The organism is Segnochrobactrum spirostomi (assembly GCF_009600605.1).
Classification (GTDB): domain Bacteria; phylum Pseudomonadota; class Alphaproteobacteria; order Rhizobiales; family Segnochrobactraceae; genus Segnochrobactrum; species Segnochrobactrum spirostomi.
On sequence record NZ_VWNA01000001.1, the window covers coordinates 2,670,205 to 2,689,021 of the forward strand.

Genomic DNA, 18,817 nt, shown 5'->3' on the forward strand with positions numbered 1-18,817 from the left:
CGCTCTCTGTTAGCCTCTTCTGCCCCGAGGTGCTCCCGTGAGCCGTCCGATCGACTATTATTTCTCGCTTCATAGCCCGTGGGCCTTCATCGGCCACGCCGAGTTCGTCGCGCTCGCGGCGCGTCACGGCCGGCCGATCGTCTACAAGCCGGTGTTCCTGATTGAGCTCTTCGAGGAGACCGGTGGCCTGCCACTCGCCAAGCGCCATCCGGCGCGCCAGCATTACCGGATGATTGAGCTGAAGCGCTGGCGGGACCGGCGTGGCCTCGATTTCCACACCGTGCCGAAGCATTGGCCGTTCTCCCCGGCCCTCGCCGACCGCGCTGTGATCGCGCTCGCCGCCTCCGGCCGCGACCCGGAGCCCTTCCTGACCCGGGCCTTCGCCGCGGCCTGGCAGGATGAGCGCGATCTCGCCGACGAAGCCGTGGTCGCTGAACTCGCCCAGGCCGCCGGCCATGACGGCGCCGCCCTCGTCGACGCCGCGAAGGGCAGCGCGACGGCGGCGACCTATGCCCTGAACCACGCCGACGCAGTGGCCGCCGGCGTGTTCGGCTCGCCGTCCTATGTGGTCGACGGCGAGGTCTTTTGGGGCCAGGACCGGCTCGATCTCGTCGCCGACATGCTGGCGAGCGGCCGCGCGGCGCTCACCGCCGCACCGGATTGAGGCCGCTCAATAGCCGGCGGCGATCATCCGCTCGGTGTACCAGGTGGCGAAGCCGTCCAGGAACCCTTCGGTGAAGCGGGAATAGGGGCCCGGCTCGTAGCCGATGTCCTTCACGCCCGCCTGGGTGAGGGCGACGAGATCGGCATCCTGGGCGTTGGTGGCGCGCCACACCTCGGTGAGGCGCGTCAGGTCGTAATCGACGCCTTCGACCGCATCCTTGTGGACGAGCCACTTGGTGTGGACCGCCGTGAGATCGGGCCCGAGCGGCAAGGCGCGGATCGCGATCGCGTGGTCGGCCATGTAATGGTGCCAGGAATGGTGGGTCCAGAAATGGAGGTCGCCGCTCTTCGGCTCCGTCATCGCCCCGAGCAGCTTGCGGGAGGCGGCGCGGGTGTCGAGCGTCTGGGATTCGCCCTCGCCCTGGATCACGAGGCGCTGGGTGCGGAAATTGGTGACGTGGCCGGCGAGGTGGTCGCAGGCGTGTGAGACGAGCCCGCGTCCCTCCCACTCCGCCATGTGGCGGGCATTGTTGGCCTGATAGGCCGCGACCTCGGCGCGCTCGGCTTCTGAGAGCTGGTCCGGATCGAAGCCGAAATCCTGCACCACGAACGAGACGTTGAGCTCCGGATGGGAGCCCGCGCAATGATAGCACTCGCGGTTGTTCTCCATCGTGAGCTTCCAGTTTCCGTGCTCGACGATGGTCTCCTCGAAGGCGATCTTGGCGTTGCGCAGGTCGAACGGGGCGAGGCGCGGCGTCATCTCGGCGACGAGATCAGCGAAGTCCTCCGGCGCCTCTTCGGCGAGGCAGAGGAACAGGAGCCCTTCGACCGAGCGCAGGTGGACCGGCTTGAGGCCACGGCAGGAGCGGTCGAAATCGGTGCCCATGTGGTCGGCGTGGATGAGGTCGCCGTCGAGCTCGTAGGTCCATTGGTGATAGGGGCAGACGAGCTTGCCGACGGTGTGCTTGCCGTGGGGCAGGAGGCGCGCGCCGCGGTGGCGGCAGACATTGCGGAAGGCGCGCACGATTCCGTCGTCGCCCCGCGCGATCAGGGCCGACGAGCCGCCGACGTCGATCGCGGCGACGTCGCCCGGCTCCGGCACGTCCGCCTCGAAGCCGGCGAAGATCCATTGGCGGTGGAAGAAGACGTCGAGATCGGCCTCGAACACGTCGGCACGGTTGTAGAGGCCGGCGGGGAAGGTGAGGCCGGGCCGGCGGGCACGGACGAGATCGCCGATCGAAAGCTGCGGACGGTCGAGCATGGGAGAGCCTCGCGGGATCGCAAAGCGTGCGCCGCGGGGTGGCGGGGCCGGCGATCGGGTCGAATTTGCCGCGATTGTCCGGCGCGGCGCGCGCCCGCGTCAACGCTGCTTAAATTCGCTCTCGTATGAGCCCAGATTATGCGACGCCTTACGAGGCGGCGTTCGGCGCCTCGCTTGCGAGCCAGCGGGCGAGGGCGAGGGCACCGGACTTCGGGGCGCGGTTCGCGGGCGTCACCGCATAATATCCGCCGTCGGGCACGACCTGCGCCGTGGTGACCTGGACGAGGGTGCCGAGCGCTAGGCTGCGGTCGACGAGCCAGCGCCAGCCGAGGGTGATGCCCTCGCCGGCGAGGGCCGCCGAGATCGCGTCGGTGTAATGATTGCAGCGCAGCGCCGGCACCGGCGCCGGCCCGGGCCGGCCGCAGGCGGCGAGCCAATCGCCCCAGCGCATCCAGGTCGGGTCCGGCACGTCGTAGCCGATCAGGGGGGCGGCGATCACCGCCTCGAGCGTGTCGACGGGGCCGTGGCGGGCGAGGAAGGCGGGGCTCGCCACCAGCACCACCCGGTCGTCGTGGAGGAAATGGGCCTCGCCGTCGCCCCACGCACCCATGCCGTAGCGGATCGTGACGTCGACGCCGTCGCGGGCGAGATCGACCGGCTCGTCCTGGGCGACGAGCCTGAGCCGCAGGTCGGGATGGGCGAGGCGGAAGGCGGAGAGCCGCGGCAGCAGGCGGAATTGGGAGAAAGCGAGGGTCGCCGCGACCACGAGTTCGGCGCCGGCGCTGCGGCGCAAGTCCGCGATGGCGGCGGCGACGTCGTTGAAGGCGCGGGCGAGGCGGGAGGCGAGGGTCGCTCCGGCTTCGGTCAGTTCCACCCGCCGGTGCAGCCGGCGGAACAGCGGCAGGCCGAGATCGTCCTCGAGCGCCTTGATCTGTCGGCTCACCGCTGCCTGGGTGACGCCGAGCTCCACCGCCGCCCGCGAGAAGCTCGACAGCCGCGCCGCCGCCTCGAAGGCGATCAGCGCGGTCAAAGGCGGCAAGGCGCGCTTGAGGCTCATGACGGGCTCCCGGCGCTCGGCCTCGGGAGAGCGAGCGGGCGGAGATCGGGCGGGACTGTCGGACGAACGACGGCGCCGGGAGCGAACCGCCGCCGGCGCCGGGTCGAGAGGCGATCGCGCCGCCGTCCGTGCGGGCGCGGCGCGATCGGAGCGGAACGGATCAGGCCGCCACGCGCTTCGCCTCGATCAGCTTGCGGTTGATCAGCACCTCGGCGATCTGCACCGCGTTGAGGGCCGCGCCCTTGCGCAGATTGTCGGACACGATCCACATCGCGAGACCGTTCTCGACGGTCGCGTCCTCGCGGATGCGGCTGATGTAGGTCGCGTCCTCGCCGGTCGCCTCGTAGGGGGTGATGTAGCCGCCCGGCTCGTGCTTATCGATGACGAGGCAGCCCGGCGCCTCGCGCAGGATCTCGCGCGCCTCTTCGGCCGACAGCGGGCTCTCGAGCTCGAGGGTCACGGCTTCCGAATGGGAGACGAACACCGGCACACGGACGCAGGTCGCGACGAGCTTGATGCGCGGGTCGAGGATCTTCTTGGTCTCGACCACCATCTTCCACTCTTCCTTGGTGAAGCCGTCCTCCATGAAGACGTCGATCTGCGGGATGAGGTTGAAGGCGATGCGCTTCGGGAACTTACGCGACTCGATCGGATCGGAGACGAACACCGCGCGGGTCTGCTCGAACAATTCGTCCATGGCTTCCTTGCCGGCGCCGGAGACGGATTGATAGGTCGAGACGACGACGCGGCGGATGCGGGCGCGGTCGTGGATCGGCTTCAGTGCCACGACGAGCTGCGCGGTCGAGCAGTTCGGGTTGGCGATGATGTTCTTCTTGCGGAAGCCGGTGATGGCGTCGGCGTTGACCTCGGGCACGATCAGCGGGACCTCGGGGTCCATGCGCCAGGTCGAAGAATTGTCGATGACGACGCAGCCGGCGGCGCCGATCTTCGGCGACCATTCCTTGGAGACGGCACCGCCCGCGGACATCAGGCAGATGTCGATCTTGGAGAAATCGACGTTCTCGATCGCCCGCACCTTGAGGGTGGTGTCGCCGAACGACACTTCGGTGCCCTGGCTGCGCCGCGAGGCGACGGCGATCACCTCGGAGGCCGGAAAGCCGCGTTCGTCGAGGATGTCGAGTATCTCGCGCCCGACATTGCCGGTGGCGCCGACGACCGCGACGGAAAATCCCGCGCCGGATTGAACCATGGAAGCCTTCTCCTTCGAACCCTCTCCCGCCGGCCGCCTCGGGTCGCCGCGACGCGGCGCCGATTGCGGCTTCCTCCCCCTCGAACCCCGGGGGAGAGCCGGTCGGGGTTTCGAGGAGGCGTCAGGCCGTCGTCGACGTTTTCGTCGTGCGGATGGTCTTGAGCGGGGTGATGAACGCCGTCGGGCCCGAACGGCCGCGGGACGCGCGCGCAGCCGCCACCGACGCGAAGGCGCGGGCGGGCTGGCTCATCCTGCGGGTGTCCTGTCGGACCATGATCGTGAAAATCCGTGCGGCTGATGGGCTCTGATGACGGAATTCCACGACGCCGTCAACCGGCAGGCCAGCGGCGCGAGGCGGCATCGAGCCCACCAGAGGCGGCTATTGGCGTTCGACGAAGCTCTCCACGGCGGAGTCCCTCCCCTGCCAGGGGGAGGGACAGGCCGGCGAAGCCGGCCAGGGTGGGGCCCGCGCCATACGGCGTCCGGCCGCGGGGATAAGCTCGGCGGGCTCGTTCAGGAGCTGTCGGCCCGGACCCCACCCCGGCGCTTCGCGCCACCCCTCCCCCTGGCAGGGGAGGGAAAATTATGTCGTGTTTGCCGCGGGTTAGATTTTACCGGTCGTACCCGACGGCGGTGTCGTCGCGGTCGGCGGCTTCGACCTCGTCGAGATAGCGGCGCAGCACGTCGGCTTCGCGGGCGAAGCCGACGAGGCGGCCTTCGGGGCTCACCACGGCGAGGCGGCCGACGATCGCCGTCTTGCCGGATTCGAGATGGTTCATCAGCGAATCCGTCATGTGGGCGGTGCGGCTCGGCTTCTCGGCGATCATGCCGGTCGGCAGGTCCGGTGTCGCCAAGGCGGCCTCCAACAGGCGGTCCCGGCGCAGGAAGCCGTCGAACGTTCCGTCGGCGTTCTCCACCGCGAGCACCACGCTCGGCGCGGCGTTCGCCACCATCGCGGCGGCCTCCGAGAGCCGCGCCTCGGCCGGCACCCGCGGCGGGTCCTCGAGCGGCGCGTCGGCGAAGGTGAGCGCCCGGAGCCGCCCGATGTCGCGCGGGCCGGTCAGATCGTGCCCGCGGATGTGGAAGCGCCAGGTCGAGAAGGAATAGCCGAACCAGCGCCGGGTCAGGTGGCTCGCCACCACGACCGCGAAGGCGACGCTGACGATGCCGGCGTGGAGCCCCGTCGTCTCGACGGCGAGGAGGACGATCGCGATCGGCGTGCCGATGATGGCCGCCGACGTCGCCGTCATGCCGATGACGACGGCGAGGCCGACATCGACGCTCGGTCCGAACACCGGCACCAGGACGGCGGCGTGGAACAGCGCGCCGAGGGCGGCACCGAGCAGCAGCGAGGCGGAGAACAGACCGCCGCGGAAGCCCGACCCGACGCACAGCACCGAGGCGCAGCCCTTGGCGACCACGAGCACCAGAAGGGGGATCAATCCCGGCGTGTTGTGCATCAGGTCGCGGATGGCGAGGTGTCCCGGGCCCATCACGAACGGTGTCGCGAACGCGCAGGCCGCGAGGCCGACGCCGCCGACCACCGGCCGCAGCAGCGGCGGCACCTTGAAGCGGGCGAGGACGTGCTCGAGCCCGGTGCAGCCGCGCATCACGGCGATGCCGACGAGGGCGCAGACGACGCCTCCGCCGATCGCCATCAGATAATGCCAATAAGCGAGCCCGCCGACCGGGCCGATCTGGAACAGCGGCTGGTAGCCGAACAGGACGTGGGTGACGAGGCCGCTGCCGCCGGCGGCGAGCAGGGTCGGCAGCAGCGCGCGCACGGCATAGCCGCCGACCACGAGTTCGAGGGCGTAGAGCGTGCCCGTCAGCGGCGCGTTGAAGATCGCCGCGATGCCCGCGGCGGTGCCGCAGGAGACCAGGATGCGCAGGGCGCTGCGGGAGAGTTTCAGGCGCTGACCGAAGACGCTGAGGGTGCCGGCGCCGAGCTGGGTCATCGCCGCCTCGAAGCCGACCGAGCCGCCGATGGCGATCGAGACGATCGAGAGGCCGACCAGCGTCGCGCTCTCGCGCGCCGACATGCGGCCGCCCTTGAGGGCGTTCGCTTCGACGGGGTCGGTGACGCCGAGCCGCTTCGCCCGTTGCAGCGCGACGAGGAGGAGGCCGAGCACCAGCGTGCCGATGACGGGCACCGCCACGAGCCGCCAGGCGGGAACCCCTTCGAGACCCTCGCCGTCGATCGGCCGGGTGAACAGCAGCGTCTGCAGGAACGCGACGACCTCGTGGATGCCGGCGACCGCGAGGCCGACCACGATGCCGCCGACGACCGCGACGGCGAGGAGGATCATCACCTCGCGATCGTCGCGTGCCGATCCGTCCGGCCCCTGTTCGATCGGCCGGGTGCCGCCGAGCGGCTTCGGTGTCGTTGCGGCGGCCCGGGCGGGCGCGGTGGCAGCGGCGGCTTCCATCCGGCGTCGTGCTCCATCGAATCTCGGCGAAATCCTATGCGCGGGGCGAAATCCTATGCGCGGGGAACGGCGCCGCGTCGATAGTCCTCGCGTATTCGCGTCGCGATTCGGTGTCTGGCCCGCACGTGCAGGGGAGAGCGGGCTACCCGTCTCCCGCGGTGCCCGTCCATATTCGCCTAAGGTCTGATCGCGCGCCGCCGTGGTCCTTGCTAATCTGTGCTTGCATCGTGGGCGACCCTTCGCCTCGACCAAGCAACATAATGCCGGCTGAAGCCGGCGAGGGTTCCGGACGGCGCGGGCGGCGGCGTCGGGACCTGAGGGAGGACCGCCCGACCGGCCGCATCGACGGCCGGCGCTTCACCAACACGACCGGCGATCCGCCGGCGCTCCGGAGCTTGCCCGACGTCGCCTCGGCGGCGAACGGCGACGTGCGCCCGGACGTCCGCCGACCGTCGGTCTCGGGAGGACATTGGATGGCGACCATCAGCGCGACAGGAAAAGCCGGCACGTCGGTACGGCCGATGACCGGAGCCGAGAAGAAGGTGATCTTCGCCTCCTCGCTCGGCACCGTGTTCGAGTGGTATGATTTCTATCTCTACGGCTCGCTCTCGGCGATCATCGCCAAACAGTTCTTCTCCGGCGTGAACGAGACGGCGGCGTTCATCTTCGCGCTGCTCGCCTTCGCCGCCGGCTTCGCGGTGCGTCCGTTCGGTGCTCTGGTGTTCGGCCGGCTCGGCGACCTCGTCGGGCGCAAATATACCTTCCTCATCACCATCCTTCTGATGGGCGCCTCGACCTTCCTCGTCGGCATTCTGCCGTCCTATGCGAGCTGGGGCATCCTGGCGCCGGTGATCCTGATCGTGCTGCGCCTCGCTCAGGGTCTCGCGCTCGGCGGCGAATATGGCGGCGCGGCGACCTACGTGGCGGAGCACGCCCCCCACGGTCGGCGCGGCTTCTATACGAGCTTCATCCAGACGACCGCGACGCTCGGCCTGTTCCTCTCGCTGCTCGTCATCCTCGGCACGCGCGTCATCATCGGTGAGGATGCCTTCGCCGCCTGGGGCTGGCGCATTCCGTTCCTCGTTTCGGTGCTGCTGCTCGCGATCTCGGTGTGGATCCGCATGCAGCTCAACGAGAGCCCGGTCTTCAAGCGGATGAAGGAAGAGGGCACGCATTCGAAGCAGCCGCTCGCCGATTCCTTCGGCAACTGGGCGAACCTCAAGATCGTCATCCTGGCACTCATCGGCCTCACCGCCGGTCAGGCCGTGGTCTGGTACACGGGTCAGTTCTACGCCCTGTTCTTCCTGACCCAGACGCTCAAGGTCGATCCGACCGCCGCGAACATCATGATCGCGGTGGCGCTCGCGATCGGTGCGCCGTTCTTCATCATCTTCGGCAGCCTCTCCGACCGGATCGGCCGCAAGCCGATCATCCTGATCGGCTGCCTGATCGCGGCCCTCGCCTATTTCCCGCTCTTCAAGGGGATCACCCACTATGCGAACCCCGCCCTCGAGGCGGCGCAGACCAGCGCCCCGGTGACGGTGGTCGCCGATCCCAACGAGTGCTCGTTCCAGTTCAACCCGGTCGGCACCTCGAAATTCGTGACGTCGTGCGACATCGCCAAGGCGTACCTGGCGAAGCGTGCGGTGAACTATGCGAATGAGGATGCGCCCGCCGGCACGGTGGCGAGCATCAAGATCGGATCGACCACCATCGAGAGCTTCGACGGCCACGGCGTGCCGGCGGCCGATTTCAAGGCGAAGAACGACGCCTTCACCGCCGCCATGACCAAGGCGGTCAACGACGCCGGCTATCCCGCCAAGGCCGACCCGGCGCAGATCAATTACGTGATGACGACGGTGCTGCTGTTCGTCCTCGTCATCTTCGTCACGATGGTCTACGGCCCGATCGCGGCGATGCTCGTCGAGATGTTCCCGACCCGCATCCGCTACACCTCGATGTCGCTGCCCTACCATATCGGCAACGGCTGGTTCGGCGGCTTCCTGCCCCCGATGACGTTCGCTATCGCGGCCGCCACCGGCAACATCTATTCGGGCCTCTGGTATCCGATCGTGATCGCCGCCGCGACCTTCGTCATCGGCATGCTGTTCGTGCGCGAGACGAAGGACGTCGACATCATGGCCTGATCGGCCCGGCCGGCCGTCAGGCGAGGGCGCCGCAGCATGCGGCGCGCTCCAGCTCCCAAGACGCGCCCCTTCGCACGGCGCGCACCGCGAAGGAGATGGCCCGCCGTGCCCCTACGGCGGGCCATCTTGCGTTCGGAAGGCGAGCGGCCGCGGACCGATCGCACCGCGGTGGCTGCGCCTCAGTGGCCGAGCTTGATGCCCGGCAGGCTCAGGCGGTAGGCGAGGACCGTCGTCGGGTTGTCGATCTTGTCGCTGTAGGCCTTGCCCTGCATCACACCCTTCTTCGTCAGGAAGTCGTTGTCGTTGCCGACGAAGAGGAAATAATCGTCCGGCTTCGCCGGATCGAGCGCCGGCACGAGCGCCATCGCCTCCCACTTCTCCGACAGGGTGTTCTCGTCCTGCTTGTCGTTGTGGAGGTTGAGGCCGAACCTGCCGAGATCGTCGGGGTTCAGAAGGTTGAGCAGGATGGCGGTCGAGACCGGCTTGATCGCCGGGTCGAGCACGTTCTTGCCGTCCTGCGCCGGGGCGATGGGCTTCGTGCCCGTCTCGTATTCGGTGCCGGCGAGGTTGGTCGCGCCCGTCGTGTCGACGAGCAGGATCACCTTGAACACCTCCGGCACGCCGGGCTTCGCGCCGAGGCCGTTGCCGTCGCGCGAGAGCACCAGGAAGCGGTGATCGTCGAGCGCGACGACCTCGGACTGGGCCGCCGTCTTGTCGATCTTGCCGTCGCCCTTGGAGGCGATCACCGGCAGCGTCAGCGCATAGACCGCCTTCGGCGCCTTGGGCGTCGGGTTCTCCGCGATGTCGTAGAGGAAGATGCGGGTGTTGGCCCGGTTCGCCTGATCCTTGGAGGCCGAAGAATCCTGCAGCGTGGCGCTCTGGAGAACCGCGACCAGCGTCTTGCCGTCCGGCGTGATCGAGACCGCCTCGATGCCCTGGTTGTTGCGGCGGCCGGTATCCGGCGCCTTCACCGAATTGTCGTTGAGCTTGCCGTCCTTCATCGGCGCGATGGCCGGATCGGGGGCGATGAAGCCCTTCATCTGCCCGTCGGGGCCGAAATAATAGATGCCGGCCGCATATTCGTCGCCGACATAGAAGCTGCCGTCGGGCTGGAAGGCCACCGCCTCGGCGTCGAGCGAGACCTTGCCGGCGCCGAGTGCGCCCTCGGCCGGGGAGGGCAGCACAGAGCCGTCTTCGGTTATGAGGCCCGGGCCGGGATCGGCGCCGGTCGTCGGCTTGCCGTTGAAGTCCTTGAACTCGATGCCCTTGCCGGTCGGCTTCAGGCTCAGCGACTTGCCGGGCACGAAGCTCAGATCATATTCGACGAGGCGACCGGCATAATCGGAATATTCGTTGTCTTCGGGCGAGTTGCGGCCGCGGTCGGGCAGCGAGTAGAGCCGCGCGGTGTAGCCCTCGCCGTCCTTCTTCCAGGAGCCAGGGGCGATCGCCATGCCGGAGATGGAACCGAGCGTGTCGCCGAGGAAGTCGACGGTGTCGGCCGGCAGGCGGGCGACGCCGACGAGGCCGAGATTCTGCAGGGCCTGACCGTCGGACTGAACCGGCTTGTCGCCCGTGCCCGACGACAGCAGCGGCGCGCCGATCTCGAGCGGCTGGGCGTTCACCGCACCGGCGGCGAGCAGGGCAATGAGGGCGCACGCCGGGGCGAGCCCACGGCGGAAGCTGGCGACTTGCATAGCTGTTCATCCCCGAAAGAGAAGCCGATGCCTCGGCATCGCGAACCAACATTGCGATCGTGTGACAGTGGGATCGCAACCGCGTGATGCCGCCCCGCGATGCGGGGTTGCATTCTTCCGCCGAGGCTGGTTCGTTGCCGCACTGCAGCACGCACTGCGCCCGATGGCAGCGGAGAGACATTGCATGAGCGAGCACGCCGGGACGTACCTGCCGCCGCGGCTCGTCGCCGGCTACAGCGCGTTCGCGAACGGTCGTCTTTCCGAGGAGCGCAGCCGATATCGCCACCTCGCCGAAACCGGCCAACGGCCCGAGATCATGGTGGTGAGCTGCTGCGATTCCCGCTGCGCGCCCGAGACGATCTTCGATGCCGGTCCGGGCGAGATGTTCGTCTTGCGCAACGTCGCGAACCTGGTGCCGCCCTACGCGCCGGACGGCGAATATCACGGGACGTCGGCCGCGCTGGAGTTCGGGGTGATGGGGCTCGGGATCGGGCACGTGGTCGTGCTCGGCCACGGCCGCTGCGGGGGCATCAAGGCCTTTCGCGCGACGGGCGAGGCGCCGCTGTCGCCCGGCGATTTCATCGGCCGCTGGATTACCCTCCTGGAACCCGCCGCGGCGCGGCTCGCCTGCGATCCGATCGATGCCGGCATCGATGGGCAGACTGCCCTCGAGCGCATGAGCGTGCGCCAATCGATCGCCAACTTGCGCACCTTTCCGTGGGTGCGGGAGCGCGAGGCGGCCGGCACGCTCGTCATCCACGGCGCCTGGTTCGACATCTCGACCGGCGAACTCTTCGCCCTCGCCGACGACGGCCGCTTCGTCCCGGTAGCGGCCTGAGAGGGCGGTTCTGTCGTCGGCGGCGATCAACGCGCCGCGCCCGCCGCTCTCGTCGCGCCTTGCCCTCTCCGTCGTCATCCCCGCCCTTGTGGCGGGGACCCAGGGGCGGCATGCACAGCGTTCGCGGCCCCTGGGTCCGCGGGACAAGCCCGCGGATGACTTAGGAGAGGGTGTCAGCCCTCACGGGCTCCGCGGCTGCACGGCTCCAAATCCTCGCCTGGCATCCAGAGACGCCATCTGTCCCCTCTCGCCGTCCTGTCACGAAACGAGAGTGAATTCGGACTAATTTGCAAAAAGACGCCTCACGCCCCTCGACAGATGCAGGCGAGCGAGCTTAATTGATATTAAGTCGCAAATGCGGAAAGCGCCAGTCCCGCCGGCGCCTCTGCCGGGCTGCGCAAGCCGTCGAGGTCGTGCGAATGAGTTCAGGAGTCGATTTCATGCCCTCGGACGCGCCTGTCGGAGGCCGCAAGGCGTGGCGGTACGCCGTCTCCGACGACCAGCCGAGCTTGCCCGGCATGAATGCGAGCGTGCCGGTTCCGGTGCGCGGCGCGTTGTGGATCCGCCGCTTCCTCGCGTTCGCCGGCCCGGGATACATGGTCTCGGTCGGCTACATGGACCCGGGCAACTGGGCGACCGACCTCGCGGGCGGATCGAAGTTCGGCTACACGCTGCTTTGCGTCATTCTGCTGTCGAACCTGATGGCGATCGTGCTTCAGGCGCTCGCCGCCCGGCTCGGCATCGTGACCGGCCGCGACCTCGCCCAGGCTTGCCGCGACCATTATCCGCGCCCGGTCAATCTGGTGCTGTGGTTCGCCTGCGAGACGGCGATCATCGCCTGCGACTTGGCCGAGGTGATCGGCACGGCGATCGCGCTCAATCTCCTGTTCGGCATTCCGCTGATCGTCGGCGCGCTGATCACCGCGCTCGATGTCTTCCTGATCCTCTTGCTGATGCACCGCGGCTTCCGCGCCCTCGAAGCCTTCGTGATTTCGCTGCTCACCGTCATCTTCGTCTGCTTCGCGGTGCAGATCGTGCTCGCGGCGCCGCCGATCGCGGAAATCGCGAAGGGCTTCCTGCCCTCGGCCAAGGTGGTGACCGACCCGGCCGCGCTCTATCTCGCGATCGGCATCATCGGGGCGACGGTGATGCCCCACAATCTCTACCTCCATTCCTCGATCGTGCAGACGCGCGCCTATGAGCGCACCGACGACGGCCGCCGCTCCGCGCTCAATTTCGCGGTGACGGATTCGACCATCGCGCTGATGCTCGCGCTCTTCATCAATGCCGCGATCCTGATCCTCTCGGCCGCGGTGTTCCATGCCAACGGCCGCACCGACGTCGAGGAGATCGAGCACGCCTTCGCCCTGCTCTCGCCGATGCTCGGCGTCGGCATCGCCTCGACCCTGTTTGCGGTCGCGCTGCTCGCCTCGGGCCTCAATTCCACGGTGACGGCGACGCTCGCCGGCCAGATCGTCATGGAGGGCTTCCTGCGGCTGCGGCTGCCGGGCTGGGTGCGTCGCCTCATCACCCGCGGCCTCGCCATCGTGCCGGTCGTGATCGTGACCGCCCTCTATGGCGAGAGCGGCACGGCGAAGCTGCTGGTCTTGAGCCAGGTGGTGCTCTCGATGCAGTTGCCGTTCGCCGTGGTGCCGCTGGTGTCGTTCGTCTCCGACCGCACGAAGATGGGCTCGTTCGCGATCGGCCCGGTGCTCAAGGTCACCGCCTGGGTGATCGCGGCGATCATCATCGTGCTCAACGTCAAGCTGCTCGCCGACACCTTCTTCGGCGCGGCCTGAAGGCCGCGAGGGAATCAGCCCTCGCCGGCGCGCAGCGCGGCCGCGCCGGCGAACGGCGCGACGACGAGCGCGAACAGGCTCAAGGCCGCGAGAATGAAGAAGGGCGGCCAGAACGGATCCGGTTCGGCGATCGCCGCGGCCGCCGCCGAGACGCCGAAGATCAGAGTCGGGATCGTCAAGGGCAGCACCAACACCGGGATGAGCAGGCCGCCGCGGCGGAGACCCGCGGTGAGCGCGGCGCCGATCGCTCCGATCAGCGTGAGCGCCGGGGTGCCGACGAGAAGGGTGATGGCGGTGGCGCCGAGCCCGGCCGGCGGCACGTTGAGGAAGAGCCCGAGCACCGGCGCCGCGATCGCGAGCGGCAGGCCCGTCGTCGTCCAGTGAGCGAGCGCCTTGACGAGCACCACGAGTTCGAGCGGCGCGGCGCCCATGGTGAGGAGATCGAGCGTTCCGTCCTCTCGGTCGCCCTGGAACAGCCGGTCGAGCCCGAGCAGGGTCGCGAGCAGGGCCCCGATCCAGAGCACCGCCGGGCCGATGCGGGCGAGCAGATTGAGGTCCGGCCCGATCGCGAACGGCACGATGGTGACGACCGCGAGAAAGAACAGGATGCCGATGCCGGCACCGCCGCCGATGCGGACGGCGAGCGCGAGCTCGCGGCGATAAAGGGCGGCGAGGGCGGAGACCATCAGCCGGCCCCCCGAAGGCGGGCGCCTCGAAGACGGGCGTCGCGAGGGCGAGGGTGCGCGGGGCGATGCCAGGCAGCGTCAGGTGGGTCGCGGCGAGGATCAGGCCGCCGCCGGCGAGATGGGCCGCCATCAGCCGCCCGAGCGTCGCTTCGGAGGCGGCGTCGAGCGCTGCGGTCGGTTCGTCGAGCAGCCAGATCGGCCGGGGCGCGACGAGGAGCCGGGCGATGGCGAGCCGCCGCCGCTGGCCGGCCGAGAGATAGCCGGCGGGCAGGTCGATCAGGTCGGCGAGCCCGACGGCCTCGAGCGCCGCCTCGATCCCGGCCTCGGACGGCGCGCCGCCGCCGAGAAAGCGGCTCCAGAAGGCGAGCGTCTCCTCGAGGGTGAGGGCCGGCTTCAGGGCGTCGAGATGGCCGAGATAGTGCATCAGCGTCGCCACCGGCTCGTCGTCGCCCGTCGGCCCGCCGCCACTCCGCTCGAGGGTGACTTGCCCGGCGGTGAGCGGCAACAGCCCGGCGACGGCGCGCAGGAGCGTGGACTTGCCGACGCCGTTCGGGCCGGTCGCGATCAGCGCCTCGCCGGCGCCGATCCGGAAGCCGAGATCGTCGATCACGAGCCGTCCGCCGCGCACGATCGTCAGCCCGCGCCCCTCGATCGCCGTCACGGCCCGGCTCATGCCGCCCTCCCGCGCCATGCCGCGCTTCCGCACCAAGCTGCCCTCCCGGGCCAAGCTACGCTCGCGCACCAAGCCGCGCCGGGCGAGGCCCCACCCTGACCGGCTGCGCCGGTCTGTCCCTTCCCCTGGCAGGGGAGGGACCCGAGGCGCCGAGTATGGACCATGTTGCCATCGCCGCTCGCCGCCTTGCCCCTCCCCTGCCAGGGGGAGGGGTGGCGCGAAGCGCCGGGGTGGGGCTGCCGCATGCACGACCGCGCGGCCGGTTCCCCCGCGAACGGGGACCCGATCTGCGTCGGCACGGACGGGCGGACGGAAAGCAGGGGATTTTCTCCGCGAAGGCGGCCGCGGCGGCGGACCGGGGACGAACGATCGCTTACCGATAGCACGCCCCGTGCGTCGCGCCACCGATCGCCCGGCGAGAGGCGCCGCGGCGGGGCCGACCCCGCGTCACCGCGCCGCAAGGGCGAGGGCCGTGGGATGCCATCGTGCGACGCCGACCTCCGCCCACGCCACCGCTTCGAGCGATTCCAGAATGCTGGAATCCGGTTCCGCGATGAGCTATATCGAGGCCAACGCGCGACGACGCTTCGTCGCGATGGCCATAGAGGTGTGCTCCCGTCGAAGCCGGATCGTCCGGCCCGTCTCCGGTTCGAGGCGGAACGGTCGAGCGGACCGGTCCCGGTCCTGTCGCCTTGCCGTCCCCGTGGCGCTTCCTGCGCCGGCTTCTTCGTTCACGCACGCCTCACCCCGCTCCGGCCCGTCGCGCCGCTCCCCTGCGCCGTCTGCCGGAAAATGATCGCCTGCCGCCCCGAAGGCCCGGCTCCGCCTCGCCTCCCGCCGACCTTCGGGCGCGATTCGAACAGAGGAAAACGCACGCCGTGTCCACGCCATCGCTCGACAGCTTCAAATCCCGCAAGGTCCTGTCCGTCGGCAAGAAGGACTATGTCTATTTCAGCCTGAAGGACGCCGAGAAGAACGGCCTCGCTGGCCTCTCGACGCTGCCCTTCTCCCTCAAGGTGCTGATCGAGAACCTGCTGCGCTTCGAGGACGGCCGCACCGTCACTGCCGACGACATCCGCGCCGTCGCCGCCTGGGCGGTCGATCGCCGCTCCGACCGCGAAATCGCCTATCGCCCGGCCCGCGTGCTGATGCAGGACTTCACCGGCGTGCCGGCGGTGGTTGACCTCGCCGCCATGCGCGATGCCATGAAGAATCTCGGCGGCAACCCGGAAAAGATCAATCCGCTGGTGCCGGTCGACCTCGTCATCGACCACTCGGTCGTGGTCGATTTCTTCGGCGACAAGAGCGCGCTCAAGCACAATGTCGAGCGTGAATACGAGCAGAACCAGGAGCGCTACCGCTTCCTGAAGTGGGGCCAGTCGGCGTTCGACAATTTCCGCGTGGTGCCGCCCGGCACCGGCATCTGCCACCAGGTGAACCTCGAATATCTCGCCCAGACCGTCTGGACGAAGACCGAGAAGGAAGACGGCGAGAAGGTCACCTACGCGTTCCCGGACACCCTCGTCGGCACCGATTCCCACACCACGATGGTGAACGGCCTCGGCGTGCTCGGCTGGGGCGTCGGCGGCATCGAGGCGGAAGCGGCCATGCTCGGCCAGCCGATCTCGATGCTCGTGCCGGAGGTGATCGGCTTCCGCCTCACCGGCGAACTGCGTGAGGGCATCACCGCCACCGACCTGGTGCTCACCGTCACCCAGATGCTGCGCAAGAGGGGCGTGGTGGGCAAGTTCGTCGAGTTCTTCGGCGAAGGCCTCGACCACCTCTCGCTCGCCGACCGGGCGACGATCGCCAACATGGCGCCGGAATATGGCGCGACCTGCGGCTTCTTCCCGATCGACAAGGAGACGCTCGCTTATCTCGACGAGACCGGCCGCGACGGTGACCGCATCGACCTCGTCAAGGAATATGCCAAAGCCCAGGGCATGTACCGCAACAAGTCGACGCCCGATCCGGTGTTCACCGACACCCTCGAGCTCGACCTCGCGTCCGTCGAGCCCTCGCTCGCCGGCCCGAAGCGCCCGCAGGACCGCGTGCTGCTCTCGGCCGCCAAGGCCGGCTTCCTCGCCGCCCTCGAAGGCGAATTCAAGAAGCCCGGTGAGGCGGCGAAGCGCCAGCCGGTCGCCGACAAGGGCTTCGACGTCGGCCACGGCGACGTCGTCATCGCGGCGATCACCTCCTGCACCAACACCTCGAACCCGAGCGTGCTGATCGGGGCCGGCCTGCTCGCCCGCAACGCGCTGAAGAAGGGCCTCAAGTCGAAGCCCTGGGTGAAGACCTCGCTCGCCCCCGGCAGCCAGGTGGTCGCCGAATATCTCGACAAGTCGGGCCTCCAGAAGGACCTCGACAAGCTCGGCTTCAACCTGGTCGGCTTCGGCTGCACCACCTGCATCGGCAATTCCGGCCCGCTCGCGGCCGAGATCTCCGAGGCGATCAACACGGCCGATCTCGTCGCCGCGGCGGTGCTCTCCGGCAACCGCAACTTCGAGGGCCGCGTCAATCCGGACGTGAAGGCGAACTATCTCGCCTCGCCGCCGCTCGTCGTCGCCTATGCGATCGCCGGTTCGCTGCAGATCGACCTCGCCACCGAGCCGCTCGGCACGGGCGAGGATGGCAAGCCGGTCTTCCTCAAGGACATCTGGCCGTCGAACGCCGAGATCGCCGAGTTCATCCGCGACAACATCACCCGCAAGATGTTCAAGGAGAAGTACGCCGACGTCTTCAAGGGCGACGAGAACTGGCAGAAGATCGAGGCCCCGGCCGGCCAGACCTACGCCTGGCAGGACAGCTCGACCTACGTTCAGAACCCGCCCTACTTCGTCGGCATGAGCGCCACGCCGAAGCCGGTGACGGATATCCTGAGCGCCCGGGTGCTCGGCCTGTTCCTCGACTCGATCACCACCGACCACATCTCCCCGGCCGGTTCGATCAAGGCGACCTCGCCGGCGGGCGAGTACCTGATCTCCCATCAGGTGCGGCCGCAGGACTTCAACCAGTACGGCACCCGCCGCGGCAACCATGAAGTCATGATGCGCGGCACCTTCGCCAACATCCGCATCAAGAACCAGATGCTGGGCGGCAAGGAAGGCGGCTTCACGCTGCATCAGCCGGACGCCACCGAGATGCCGATCTACGACGCGGCGATGAAGTACAAGGCGGAGGGCGTGCCCCTCGTCATCTTCGCCGGCCGCGAATACGGCACCGGCTCGTCGCGCGACTGGGCGGCGAAGGGCACCAACCTGCTCGGCGTGCGGGCGGTGATCGCCCAGTCGTTCGAGCGCATCCACCGCTCGAACCTGGTCGGCATGGGCATCCTGCCGCTGGTGTTCGAAGAGGGCACGAGCTGGCAGACCCTGGGCCTCAAGGGCGACGAGATCGTCACCATCCAGGGCATCGAGGGCGACCTGAAGCCCCGCCAGATCCTGAACGCCGAGATCGCGTTCGCCGACGGCACGACGAAGGTCGTTCCGCTGATCTGCCGAATCGATACCCTCGACGAGCTCGACTACTTCCGCAACGGCGGCATCCTGCAATACGTTCTGCGCCAGCTCGCCGCGTAAGCGGGCCGGGACTGGCCGAGCCGCCAGGTTCCGACGACATCGAATGCCCCGGCGTGAGCTGGGGCATTTTTGTTTGGGGATATGGCTATGCACGAGCCACGAGGCGGTCGCGCGGGGCGCTGCTACGAGGGAAGATTGCGGTCGACGTCCTGCCTCTGGTGCAGGATCCGCATGATCTCCAGCCGGTCGCCACGATCACGGAAATAGATCATGTGGGTTCCCGTCGCGCATTTCAGATAACCGGGGCGCACATCGACCGTCCGGCCCCGTTTGTCGCCCGATGCGAGATCGCGGCAGGCATCTCGGATCTCGTCCGTGTAGCGGTCCGCCTGATCGACGCCCCAACGCGCGGCGCTGTAGTCCCAGATGTGTTCGAGATCCGCCGCCGCGGCCGGCGAGAAGGCGAGGCTTTTCATTTGCCTTCGTGTTCGGCGCGCTTGCGCGCCTTGAAGGCCTCGAAATCGAAGGGTTCGGGCTCACCGGATTGTTCCCCAGCGATCAGGGCGCCCTCGAGGGCCTTCACCTTCGTCTCGTGCTCTTCGAGAAGCCGCAGCCCGGCATGCACGACATCGCTCGCCGAGGCGTAGCGGCCAGCCTGCACCTGATCGCTGATGAAATCGGCGAAATGGTCGCCGAGCGTGACGGAGGTGTTGCGGGCCATGGACGCTCCTTCTCGCTCCCGGCCATCGATCCGGAATCAATATGATGAGGGCGACCGATGGGAGCAAGGCCGCTCCCGCGAGGACCCTATCAGCCCGGAACGGAAACGGGCTCCCAGAGGG

At 68.7% G+C, this 18,817-nt stretch carries 14 protein-coding genes and 1 pseudogene; 5 read left to right on the plus strand and 10 right to left on the minus strand.

Going from position 1 to position 18,817, the window contains the following annotated elements; translation table 11 throughout:
- Positions 1–37: 37 nt before the first annotated feature.
- Complete coding sequence (locus F0357_RS12020; RefSeq protein WP_312861559.1) at positions 38–664, plus strand: 2-hydroxychromene-2-carboxylate isomerase; 627 nt, start codon at positions 38–40, stop codon at positions 662–664.
- 6 nt (positions 665–670) lie between these two features.
- Here F0357_RS12020 and F0357_RS12025 read toward each other — a convergent pair whose 3' ends face one another.
- From F0357_RS12025 to F0357_RS12040, 5 genes are all read right to left on the minus strand, one after another.
- Positions 671–1,924, minus strand: a complete 1,254-nt coding sequence (locus F0357_RS12025; protein WP_153481740.1) for an aromatic ring-hydroxylating oxygenase subunit alpha — start codon at positions 1,922–1,924, stop codon at positions 671–673.
- 148 nt (positions 1,925–2,072) lie between these two features.
- Positions 2,073–2,981 carry a LysR substrate-binding domain-containing protein gene (locus tag F0357_RS12030; protein ID WP_153481743.1) on the minus strand — a complete coding sequence of 303 codons (909 nt, stop codon included), beginning with the start codon at positions 2,979–2,981 and terminating at the stop codon, positions 2,073–2,075.
- Positions 2,982–3,141: 160 nt separating this feature from the next.
- Positions 3,142–4,191 carry an aspartate-semialdehyde dehydrogenase gene (locus F0357_RS12035; RefSeq protein WP_153481747.1) on the minus strand — a complete coding sequence of 350 codons (1,050 nt, stop codon included), beginning with the start codon at positions 4,189–4,191 and terminating at the stop codon, positions 3,142–3,144.
- A gap of 121 nt (positions 4,192–4,312) precedes the next feature.
- Positions 4,313–4,441 carry a hypothetical protein gene (locus tag F0357_RS24960; RefSeq protein WP_281350349.1) on the minus strand — a complete coding sequence of 43 codons (129 nt, stop codon included), beginning with the start codon at positions 4,439–4,441 and terminating at the stop codon, positions 4,313–4,315.
- 361 nt (positions 4,442–4,802) lie between these two features.
- Positions 4,803–6,620, minus strand: coding sequence for a chloride channel protein (locus F0357_RS12040; RefSeq protein WP_153481751.1), 1,818 nt, complete (start codon positions 6,618–6,620; stop codon positions 4,803–4,805).
- Positions 6,621–7,093: 473 nt separating this feature from the next.
- Here F0357_RS12040 and F0357_RS12045 point away from each other — a divergent pair, with 473 nt between their 5' ends.
- Positions 7,094–8,767: an MFS transporter gene (locus F0357_RS12045; protein ID WP_153481753.1), complete on the plus strand. Its 1,674-nt coding sequence runs from the start codon at positions 7,094–7,096 to the stop codon at positions 8,765–8,767.
- Between the two features lie 179 nt (positions 8,768–8,946).
- On the opposite strand, the gene F0357_RS12050 is transcribed toward F0357_RS12045, so the two are convergent.
- Entirely contained in the window at positions 8,947–10,461 is a 1,515-nt protein-coding gene (locus F0357_RS12050; protein WP_153481755.1) for an esterase-like activity of phytase family protein, read from the minus strand.
- Between the two features lie 184 nt (positions 10,462–10,645).
- On the opposite strand from F0357_RS12050, the gene F0357_RS12055 reads away from it, so the two are divergent.
- Both F0357_RS12055 and F0357_RS12060 read left to right on the plus strand, forming a co-directional pair.
- Positions 10,646–11,299, plus strand: a complete 654-nt coding sequence (locus tag F0357_RS12055; RefSeq protein WP_153481757.1) for a carbonic anhydrase — start codon at positions 10,646–10,648, stop codon at positions 11,297–11,299.
- A gap of 440 nt (positions 11,300–11,739) precedes the next feature.
- Complete coding sequence (locus tag F0357_RS12060) at positions 11,740–13,098, plus strand: Nramp family divalent metal transporter (RefSeq protein ID WP_153481760.1); 1,359 nt, start codon at positions 11,740–11,742, stop codon at positions 13,096–13,098.
- 14 nt (positions 13,099–13,112) lie between these two features.
- Here F0357_RS12060 and ccmB read toward each other — a convergent pair whose 3' ends face one another.
- A complete protein-coding gene (ccmB, locus tag F0357_RS12065) occupies positions 13,113–13,784 on the minus strand; it encodes a heme exporter protein CcmB (RefSeq protein ID WP_153481763.1) in 672 nt (223 codons plus the stop codon).
- A 43-nt stretch (positions 13,785–13,827) separates the two neighbouring features.
- Positions 13,828–14,457 (minus strand): annotated as a pseudogene (gene ccmA, locus F0357_RS12070) (heme ABC exporter ATP-binding protein CcmA); the annotation flags it as partial.
- Between the two features lie 878 nt (positions 14,458–15,335).
- Here ccmA and acnA point away from each other — a divergent pair.
- Positions 15,336–18,035, plus strand: a complete 2,700-nt coding sequence (acnA, locus tag F0357_RS12075; protein WP_312861560.1) for an aconitate hydratase AcnA — start codon at positions 15,336–15,338, stop codon at positions 18,033–18,035.
- 122 nt (positions 18,036–18,157) lie between these two features.
- On the opposite strand, the gene F0357_RS12080 is transcribed toward acnA, so the two are convergent.
- A complete protein-coding gene (locus F0357_RS12080) occupies positions 18,158–18,451 on the minus strand; it encodes a type II toxin-antitoxin system RelE/ParE family toxin (protein WP_153481766.1) in 294 nt (97 codons plus the stop codon).
- Positions 18,448–18,696, minus strand: a complete 249-nt coding sequence (locus tag F0357_RS12085; protein ID WP_153481775.1) for a type II toxin-antitoxin system ParD family antitoxin — start codon at positions 18,694–18,696, stop codon at positions 18,448–18,450. The genes F0357_RS12080 and F0357_RS12085 overlap by 4 nt, the downstream gene beginning before the upstream one ends.
- Positions 18,697–18,817 lie beyond the last annotated feature (121 nt).